Annotated in this window: 6 protein-coding genes and 2 pseudogenes; 1 reads left to right on the top strand and 7 read right to left on the bottom strand. The window is 59.3% G+C overall.

What is annotated here, in order from left to right; all coding sequences use genetic code 11:
* Nucleotides 1-70: 70 nt before the first annotated feature.
* A pseudogene (locus J8I82_RS36525) lies at nucleotides 71-712 on the top strand (IS110 family RNA-guided transposase); the annotation flags it as partial.
* A 322-nt stretch (nucleotides 713-1,034) separates the two neighbouring features.
* Here J8I82_RS36525 and J8I82_RS36520 read toward each other — a convergent pair.
* The 7 genes and pseudogenes from J8I82_RS36520 to J8I82_RS36490 all read right to left on the bottom strand — a co-directional run bounded on the left by J8I82_RS36520 (nucleotide 1,035) and on the right by J8I82_RS36490 (nucleotide 9,287).
* Nucleotides 1,035-1,238, bottom strand: a complete 204-nt coding sequence (locus J8I82_RS36520; RefSeq protein WP_245180603.1) for a hypothetical protein — start codon at nucleotides 1,236-1,238, stop codon at nucleotides 1,035-1,037.
* A gap of 249 nt (nucleotides 1,239-1,487) precedes the next feature.
* Nucleotides 1,488-4,667, bottom strand: a complete 3,180-nt coding sequence (locus tag J8I82_RS36515) for a UvrD-helicase domain-containing protein (protein WP_209765320.1) — start codon at nucleotides 4,665-4,667, stop codon at nucleotides 1,488-1,490.
* Complete coding sequence (locus tag J8I82_RS36510; protein ID WP_209765317.1) at nucleotides 4,664-5,788, bottom strand: PD-(D/E)XK nuclease family protein; 1,125 nt, start codon at nucleotides 5,786-5,788, stop codon at nucleotides 4,664-4,666. The genes J8I82_RS36515 and J8I82_RS36510 overlap by 4 nt, the downstream gene beginning before the upstream one ends.
* Nucleotides 5,789-5,873: 85 nt before the next feature.
* Nucleotides 5,874-7,450 (bottom strand): annotated as a pseudogene (gene tnpC, locus J8I82_RS36505) (IS66 family transposase).
* 32 nt (nucleotides 7,451-7,482) lie between these two features.
* A complete protein-coding gene (tnpB, locus tag J8I82_RS36500) occupies nucleotides 7,483-7,833 on the bottom strand; it encodes an IS66 family insertion sequence element accessory protein TnpB (RefSeq protein ID WP_209765315.1) in 351 nt (116 codons plus the stop codon).
* On the bottom strand, nucleotides 7,809-8,321 hold the full coding sequence (locus tag J8I82_RS36495) for a transposase (RefSeq protein WP_209765313.1): 513 nt from the start codon (nucleotides 8,319-8,321) through the stop codon (nucleotides 7,809-7,811). The genes tnpB and J8I82_RS36495 overlap by 25 nt, the downstream gene beginning before the upstream one ends.
* A gap of 81 nt (nucleotides 8,322-8,402) precedes the next feature.
* On the bottom strand, nucleotides 8,403-9,287 hold the full coding sequence (locus tag J8I82_RS36490) for a hypothetical protein (protein ID WP_209765311.1): 885 nt from the start codon (nucleotides 9,285-9,287) through the stop codon (nucleotides 8,403-8,405).
* Nucleotides 9,288-9,581: the final 294 nt, after the last annotated feature.

Below are 9,581 nucleotides of genomic sequence, written 5' to 3'. Positions count from 1 at the left end.
GTTGATCGTCACGCTCCTGGAGCCCTATTTACAGCCCGATAATTATTAAAGATATTTGCGGGATGTTGTACTAGTGCGTGATCGGGTAAAAGCCGTCAACCAAATGCATGGTTTTCTGCTCGAATTCGGTATCAGCCTGCCGATCGGCAAGGCCGTTATCATGCGCCTTCCGGCTGTGCTCGCCGAGCATCCACTGCCACCACGCCTAGTCGCCATCCTCGAACGCCTTCATGCTCACTTCAAGTACCTGAGCGAACAGATCGGCGAGATCGACAAAGAACTGAGCCGGCAACTGGCCGACGACGAGCTAGGCCAGCGTCTTCTGACGATTCCCGGCGTTGGCCCGGTAACTGCAAGCGTGCTGGCGGCTGAGATGGGCGACGGCAAGCAGTACGGATGCAGCCGGGACTTCGCGGCATCCATCGGACTCGTGCCACGGCAGTACAGCACGGGCGGCAAGGCCAAACTACTGGGGATCAGTAAGAGGGGCGACAAAAACATCCGGCGCCTCCTGGTTCAGTGTGCTCGAGCTTACATGCAGCGGCTTGAGCGGCAGAGCGGCCCCCTCGCCGATTGGGTCCGTGCAATGCTGGCGCGACGGCACTCAAACGTCGTGGCCTGTGCCCTCGCGAACAAGCTGGCTCGCACGGCTTGGGCGTTGGCAACCCGCAATACTGTTTTTGCTACGGGAGCGGCTGCCATGCCGATCTGATCAGTCCGATCCCGCTTACTGCTTTACCGAAGTCAACCCATCTGGTTTTGCGATCGCTGAAATTTGATGACGTGAACGGCACACCGGCCTGACGGAGAACCTCGCAAAAAAATCGGCTTTCGAAGCCGAGAACCTTTTCAGGACCGCCAGGCGCGACTCTCATCGTGGCGCGGGGAGCGATCCCCACAACGACGCCGGATAGATTTAGGCAAGCCAACCACATCGTCGAAAATCAAGGTTGCAAAAACGGGGGTGACCATAGATTTTGTTTTTGGCATACCTACTCTTTCCAGCTGAGTGACATCCCCGGATCCCTTGACGACTACTTGGGCTCTTCCTGTACCGACTCAATCGCATTGCAGCCTGCGTCATCAGGCTGAATGCCATGCGATTCGCAATACTCGAACAGTAGATGCTCAAGCATGTTCGTCTGCGAGCGGCGATCACGATCTGCGGCGACTGCAAGCAATTGCTTGAACCGCACGGAGACCCGATAGCTCACCGAAATTGTCTTGGCGCCCGCCATGGTTTCGCGAATGTATAGGACTCTACGATACAAGTAGGACGCGCCGCCGAACATCACCCAATTGGGACGGCCACACCCCTCTGAAGTGGGATGTGGCCGGTCACACAGGCTGCGCTCACTGGCATCAGGCGTCTCAACGAGGTGCCGGGCATCCCTGTCCAGTACTCCTCATATTGCGCACCTTTCTTGATATTTCGCGCCGTACGCGGAATTTCCAGCCAAGACGGATGGTCGACTTTTGCCTTCTGATTACTGCTTTGCGACCGACTCCAGGCGAACGGCGCGTCCAGCCACTGGTAAGTACAACCACTGCTCGTTGACCGGGCGTTCGGTGGTTTTCGCAAGTGCCTCGGCATACAGCGCAAGCTGGGCACCATAGGTTTGGGCAAGCGCGTCGTCTCGTTCCATCCCGCCAGGGTTCGATTTGTGGTCAAGTAGAATCCAACCTTCTGTCGTCTCGACCAGAAAATCGATGCGTCCACGCAGCCGAATGCCATCGGCTAATCCAGACTCAAGTGGGACCTCGACGTGCAGCTTGCTTCCAGGCCACCGTCCTCTGACCCAATCCACGAACGCTTGGACCTGAGCCTGAACCTCCATCTCGTCTATGACATGATCGACGGCCCAATTGCGCAAGATTCGAGAGACGTCGCTTAGCTCAGCATTGCCCCGGACACCAGCGCGAGCGATGCAATGATGCATCGCTGTACCCAGGACCGCCATATCGACTTTGCCCTGAAGTGCCACGCGCTGTCCGACCTGTTCGGTGTGTGCGACAGCATAATTTCCGGCCTGTGCATCGCTGGGGCGACTCCACAGCGGCACCGCGTCACGTCTGCCCGCATACTTGAACCAGTTGCAGTTGATGGGTGCGGGCTTCTCTGGCCCCTCCGCACAGCTGTCCGCCTCCCAGGATCGAGTTTCACGATGGACCTGAGTTCCGTCCGGCAAGACCACAGTTCCGGTCTCGCCAAATAGGAGATCGCTCGCGCCGAGCTCGTCCATCCATTGACGGTTCGGCGCCTTCCGTACTGCAGACATGAGCACCATCGCATCGCGCGCACGCGTCATGCTAACGTACATTAACCGCTTATTCTCTTTTAACGCAGCGTCGGCCATTGCCTTGCCGAGCTCCGATTGCTCTGCGTTTTCAACCGCAGCAGGCTTCTTCCGCTTCCCCCAGGTTTTCAGCCAGAAGTGGACAAATCGCCCGTCGAGTGGCCGCGACGGGTCAAAGTCGCCATCGGTGCGCGCCCGGACGCTCCACAAGGCCGTCCGGGCTTCGCTGCCAAGCGATGTCAGAATGGCCACTGGCCACTCCAGTCCCTTTGCCCCATGATGCGTCATCACTGTTACGGCATCACCCGCAGAGGTAGCACGATCATCATTTTTGCTTGCCGCCAGCAACTCAAACCAGCGAAGCAGTCCGCTCACCGTAGCAGGCTGCCTGGTCGCGGCGCACTCAGATTCATAGGTTTTCGCAAGGGCCGCCAGAGCTTCGATGTTTGCGACCCGGGCCCTGGCCTCTTGTGGAGAGCGCGCCCATTGGCTCACAATCCGGGCCGCGTGCGACTCTGACTTGACCATCGTGACCGCCTCCGACGGCGTCAAGCCATTCAGCTTGGGCCGGAGAGCCTCCAGGCGCAAAAGTGTCGGCTGTGCCGCCTCACCTGTTACTCGCCAGTCCCGACGCTGGACGTCATCGCGCTCGATAAACCTCAGTCGATCGCTCAACCACTCGTTTGCGGGCACGCCATCGCTCAAACTGACAATCAGCGCCGTCGCAACTGTATCGTTGCCATCGAGAAGCCGCCTCAGGCACGCCAATACGAAGATCGCTTCTGCTGTGCCAAGCAACCCTGACCGCGGACTAGCGGATGCGATACCCCAGCGAACGAGCGAAGCAACTGCGAGATCCACCTGGTCATGTTCGCGACAAAGCACCGCGATGTCACCGGGTTGAACTGGACGAAGTACGCTGGAGGACTTGTCAAACACCTGCAACCTGGACTCGATGAGTTCGCGCACGGCAGCACCGAACGCCAGGTAATCTTTATCGTTCCTACTGGAGGTAAAGTCCCAGTTGAACAGGCTCGGCTGGTCGGGGATGTCCTCCCGGAAAGCTGTCAGATTGATAGCCTCAGGGGCCATGGTATCGGCGAACGCCGGTTCAAAGACGGCATTCGACAGAGACACCAACGCCGGAACCGAACGACGCGAAGTCGTGAGCGGAACGCTTAGTTTCCCACCCCACTTCGTAATAGACTCGAGTACGCCATTGATTAGCGCGGCGTCAGACCCTCGGAAGCCATAGATCGCCTGCTTTGGATCCCCAACCCATACAGATTGCTTGGCCAGCTCGGCTAGTTCGACAAAGAGAGCAAGCTGTAACGGATTGGTGTCCTGGAACTCATCCACTACGACAAGATCGAGCTCGCTCTTCAGCGCCGCCCTGACTTCGGCATTATCCCGTACGATCTTGAGAAGCAGGACTTCCTGATCAGCAAAGTCGACCGCACCGAGTGTTCGTTTTACCTCGGCATAACGCTCCAAGGCATCTGCGGCGAGGCCAAACACAAGCTCAAGATAGCGACGAACCTCGCGATGGAATAGCGGATGAGTCTCGTGGGCCAGCGCGAATTCCTGCACGAGTGCCACGAAGTCTCGTGCTTTGGCCCCCGCATCGAGCGTGTTGGCGGCAAGCCAGTCGCCCCAGACCCAATGGCCCTCGCTGAATACCCGGTACAGCCGCTGCAGTTCCTGCAATCCGTCGGTCAGATTCTTGGCAATCTTCGCGCCGGAGGCACGCTGAGCCTCAATAAGCGCACTGGTCTGCTCTTCCGCGATCCGCAGCGCATCCCTGAACGCAGGTGTCGGGTCCTGTGCCGTGGGGGTAGGCCAATTTGCAAGCATGAGGTCGGCATTGCGACTGCCCATATACCGCAGCCGATCCGGGAAGATGTCATTGCCTCGGGCAGCCTTGACGATCGCCCCGATTGGCTTGGCCCAATCTGCATGATCGATACCGAATCGAGCCGTCAATCCCACAAGTTCAGCTTGGCCGGACTCGTCGAGCGTTTCGTCCAAGGCAGTCGCCAACAAGCGATCGCTCTGCACTTCGCTAAGTACCGTCTGGTCGGGTGACATCCCGAGCTCGAAGCAGAACCTCTTGAGCATCTGGCCACATACGCTGTTGATGGTGCCAATCTTCGCTTGACCAATTGCAGTAGCGAGATCTAGGCGCCTTTGCTCAAGAAGCCATGACCGGGCCCGCTCACGGAGCTCGGTCGCAGCCTTTACCGTAAACGTGGTTGCCAGGATGGCATGCGGCCGCGCCGTCCCGCTCTCCAGCGCTTGAGCAATTGTTTGCGTCAGCCGATATGTCTTGCCACTGCCCGCGCCAGCACTAATGAACTCGATGCCATTCATTTGTCCCAGCCTCCCAGCAAAATCAGGTGTTCCTTGTGCCACGGTTTGGAACCCTCCACTGGCAGTGTTCCTTGCGGACCTTGAAATTGCGCGAGGGACTCCTTCACGACGATGTCAATACGTCCCTTTTTCATCTGTTCGGCGCGCCATTTCCAGCTTTCGCTCGCGCGGCGCAAGAGCTCCTGAGCCGAGACATCATTGCGAGGCTCGCGAACCAGTGCCCCAGGCATGACATCCGGCGCCGTGATGTACATCGCGCCGGACTCAAAAATGAAGTAGCCCAAAGCTGCGGGAGGCGTATTCCGATTCTGCTCGACCAGCATGGCGTACAACGCAAGCTGCAGGTAGTTGCCGCTGCGTAAAAGCTCGACAAACCGCTTGTCATCACGCCACTTCATATCCAGCGCGACGACACGTGAGTCCGCAAGCTCGATCAACAGATCCACTTTCCCCGTGAGCGGAACGGCACCAAAACTGCCGTCGAATTTAACCTCCGTCTCCACCTTGCGCGCGCCGGCCGCTCGGAGGCGATCGAGCAACGAGACAATGGCCTTTTCGCAGATTCCTTTGAATCGCTGTTGGCTTACGCCAGCACCCAGCATCAGGAGAGGGGCTCCTTCTTCCAACAGAAGGCGGTCGATCGTCGACCTGAACCACTCGACCGCCTTTTCAGACGCCCACCCCAGGACATCCTCACGCTCAAACAATCGCTCGATTACACGGTGCGCAAGCGTACCCAGAAGTTTGTTGTTCTCTTCGGCTGCCATCACCTGCGTGCCGCTCAGCTTTGCAACGCGCTTCAGGTGGAACAAGGCCGGATTGTCAAACAGTTCCGCCAACGAAGTGTAGGATTGGCGCTCCTTCGGGAAGGCCACGGGCGCACCGATCTCAATGAACTCCGAAGTTTCCGGCAGATCGATCCGGTTTAACGGAACTGACAGCTCAGCAAGGGATGGCGATACATCATCCGCATCGAGATGAAGGCAGCTTTTCTTTAGAGCCGGCATCAACAACAACAACAACTGTCTAATGGGGTGCTCTTCTTCACCTTCTGGCGGAAGAACCAGGATGAAGCGCTTCTTGGCAGCGAGCAGAGGCCGAAGCCATTGGCGAGCTTGCAAGGTCAACTGAGCCTTTGGATCACGCAGCTCAACGTAAGCAGTCTTTTAACGACGTCCCTCAGAGTTGCAGCGTGCGACGCAAGATTCAGAGGACTGCAGCAGGCATGTTCCACGGCAGCAGCGCCGTGTAGTCGTCGGCGGTCTGTGCGAGCGGGAGGCGCTCGAACAGCCAGGACAGATAGCGATATGGCTCGATGCCATTGGCCCGGGCCGTCTCGATGATCGAGTAGAGGTTCGCGCTGGCCTTTGCGCCGGCGACGGAGGTCGAGAACAGGAAGCTCTTGCGGCTGACCACGAATGGCCGGATCGCGTTTTCATCCGGGTTGGTGCTAATCGGCCAATCCCCATTCTCGACGTAGCGAACGAGCTTGGGCCACTGCCCATGCAGATAGTGCAGCGCCTTTCCAAGCAGGCTGCCAGGCACTACGTTTGGCAACTCTTCAAGCAGCAGATTCTCGATGGCCGTCAGCACGCGTGCGCTGTAACGCCGACGCAGGCGCTGTCGCTGCGCTGACGGCCAGTCGGCCGAGCGCGATTCCGCGGCAAACAACTTGCCAATGAGTTTAACGAAGCGCGTGGCCGTCAATTGCGGCGTGCGCAGGGCCTTGGGCACGGCCTCTTCGGCCTTGATCACGGCACGCCGCGCGTGAGCCCAGCAACCAAGGTGAATGAGCTGGTGTTCGATTGCCAGACCGTTGTAAAGCTCGTAGCCATCGGTTATCAACACCGCACCTGGACGGATGCCAGCGTAAATCTCCTTGGCATGTTTGGCGCCACGTCCCGGCGCGTAGCTGAACAAGCGCACGGGCGGCCCTGAGCCGTTCATTTGCGCCCACATGTAACTCGTCGTCTGTGGTCGCCGTCCTGACTCCTTCAAGACCTGGAGGGTTGTCTCGTCGCCGTAGATGATGTCGGAATCAAGCAGCGTGTCGCGAAGCAGGTTGATCACCGGCTGCACGGCCTGGCCCACGCGCACCATGCTGGCGGCGATGGTATTGGCCGAGATGTCGCCGCCGAAGCGGCGCAGCAATGCGGCCTGGCGATACAGGGGCATGCCGAACTGGTACTTGCCGGTGGCAATCCAGGCCAGCGCCGACTCGGTGAACAGTCCACGGGGGATGATACGCGGCGGGGCCGGCGTGACCTTGATGCCCAGATCGCAGCACGGACAGGCGCGCTTGACACGCTGGTGCTGGATGACACGGATCTGTTCCGGGATCACGTCCAGTTGTTCGCTGATCTCGACGCCGATCTCGACCAGGGCGTGGCCATCGTTTGCACAGAAGCGCTCGGACTCGGGCAGGTCGTGACGCACCACTTCGCGTGGCAGATTGGGATCGAGGGGCTTGCGGCCGCGCTTCTTGCGGTTGTGAGCGGCGCCTTCGTGCCGGGCACGTCTTCCTGTGCAGGCTGTGCGTTGGCGGCGAGTGCTTCGGCCTCGTTGAACAGCCCGAGCTGGCCCGCATCACGCGCTTCGCTCTTGGCGCCGAACAGTTCGCGCCGATAGGCACGTAGTCGTTCTTCTGCCAGATCGCGCTCAGCCTTTACCAGGCGCAACTCACCCTGAAGTACATCACGTTCGAGGCGGAGCTGGCGCGCTGCGTCGCGTTCTGCGAGCAGCTCCTCGAATTCTTCCGCGGTGATCGTGACGTTGATGGGCATGTCGGGTTGGACCGACATGCCCGTGCGCGAGTTCAACTCGTTCGCACGTAGATGCGTTGGGGATGTTTCTTGATGACTGCGATGTCGATGCCGTCCAGCAACCAGTGCAACTGCTCGACGGTTAGCTTGACGATGTCAGTTGCGTCGGGCCATGTAAACCTATCAACCTCTAACCGCTTCATCAGCACCCAGAAACCGTTGCGATCCCAGCCAAGGATCTTGATCCGGTCGCGTCGGCGATTGCCAAACACGTACAGGGCCGACGACATCGGATTGAGCAACATCGCCTGCTCGACCAGGATCGAAAGGCCGTTGATCCCGACGCGGAAATCCACGGGATCGCGATGCAGGAATACCTTCAGGCTGTCGTCGAGCCGGAACATGGCATCCTCCCCAGCATCTGAATGATCGTCGCCAGTTGCTCAATGTGCGCCTCGCCCAGATCGAACTCGACCCCATTGGGAAGGCGCACATGCAAAGCAGCGGCCACCGCCTTGGGTTGTGGCGATGTCACCAATGGCGCAGGTGCCGCGATGACCGGTACAAACGCAACATGAGCCTTGCTTGCCAAGGCCTCGCTGGCAGCCTGCGCAGGGAGATCGATACAAACCTCGTCAAGGCTGCTTGCACTCGGTGCGTGGTCCTGCTGCGAAGGCCCGGCCCAGGCCTGCTGCTCTCGTTCCATCAGATGCCGCGCGATCCATTTGCGCAGCAGGTTGGCATTGACGCCGTAGGTCTGCGCCATCCGGGCGACCGATACGCCTGGCTTCAAGCAGGCCTCGACCAGCGTGCGTTTGCTTTGCTCGTCGAACTTGCGACGGCCATCCTTACGCGACTCAATGACTCTGAGCTCAGGGGTCTTCTCTTCCATGGCAGGTGTCCACCTTGTTGTAGGTGGACACCATCATCCCTACTCATCGATTACCTTGGTAGGGCGTCAATGAATGACTGCTTACAGCTCAACGGCCATTTCCCGTAGTGCATCGATCTCCTCTTCAGACCATGGCAGCGGCTGTGCCAGCGAGGGCGTTGAGGGCATCCACCAGATCACCTCGTCCGCTGCCTCGAAGCAGGCAGCGGGAGATGACGTCGAGCGCATGCATCCGGCTTGAGCGAAGGCCCACGGATTGCCTGCACCCGCAGGCGTGGCATGCGCGATGAGCTGCTCGATCTGTCGCTGCCCGACGCGAGCCGTCCCCTGCTTCTCCAATTCGTCCAGGCTTTCCATTACGGCGAGACACTGGTCCAGGGCCGGCATTAGCGTAGCCGACTGCTCCGCATCGATCCCCATTCTGCCGGCCAAAGCGCTGCGCACTCGCGCGACACGCATCCGTAGTGCTTCGATTGGAATGCCGTCATTGCGATCCCATTGATCCCCTTCGAGCCAGAAGGCGATATCCTCTAGCACAGCGGCTTGATTCACGTCCTTTGCAAGCTCTTCTTTGACTGCCATCCACGCGCCACCTCCAATGCCAGGCTGTTCGGCGAACGCGCGAGCTAGCCTTCCGCGCGCCTGCCGCGCAAACGGACCAACTGGGTGCGAGAGAAACTCCACCAATCTTTCGGCATTGACCGGAGTCCAGCACATCTCGAGCGCGAGGCTCAGAGCTTGAAGCGCCGGCCGAAGCGGACTGAGGCGCTCAAAGCCGCAGGCCAAGGAACCGGTCGCCATGAGTGTGCTGTCCAGCACGTCGCCGTATTTCTCGCAGACGATGAGCCGGTCGACTTCCTGATGAGAGAAATGCGCACTAAGCCAGTGCTCAGCCGCCTCTCGCGTCGACGCTTGAACCCATATCACGCTGTCGTCAAGAGTCTCCGAAGTACTCAGATCGAACACACCATGCGACGTAGCGGACAGCGCTGCGCCCTGAAGTCCCTGCAGTTGCCCTGTCCCTTGTGGCTTCTCAGACCACTCATCGTACTTCCCAAGCCTCTCAAGCACCCGACGCCACGCCCACGGATAGCTCTCAATTGGATCAACCAGCAGAACCGATTTGATAGGCGAGGGTTCAGTCTCGAGCGCATGCGCCAGGGCAGTCAGACGCTCGGCTTCCCCTAGATACTATGAAGGGCCGCGGAAGTAAGCCCCCTGGAGTAAAACGAGGATTCGGAGTCTCGTTTCTCAAGGAGC

Source organism: Cupriavidus consociatus (assembly GCF_017814975.1).
Lineage (GTDB): Bacteria > Pseudomonadota > Gammaproteobacteria > Burkholderiales > Burkholderiaceae > Cupriavidus > Cupriavidus consociatus.
Note: the sequence above shows the minus strand (reverse complement) of the source record. Positions and strands in the feature narration are given on the sequence as shown.

Excerpts from the sequence above, each read along its gene's own strand:
- tnpB (WP_209765315.1), bottom strand. The coding sequence starts at position 7,833 with ATGTTCCGGCTCGACGACAGCCTGAAGGTATTCCTGCATCGCGATCCC.
- J8I82_RS36520 (WP_245180603.1), bottom strand. The coding sequence starts at position 1,238 with ATGGCGGGCGCCAAGACAATTTCGGTGAGCTATCGGGTCTCCGTGCGG.
- J8I82_RS36495 (WP_209765313.1), bottom strand. The coding sequence starts at position 8,321 with ATGGAAGAGAAGACCCCTGAGCTCAGAGTCATTGAGTCGCGTAAGGAT.
- J8I82_RS36515 (WP_209765320.1), bottom strand. The coding sequence starts at position 4,667 with ATGAATGGCATCGAGTTCATTAGTGCTGGCGCGGGCAGTGGCAAGACA.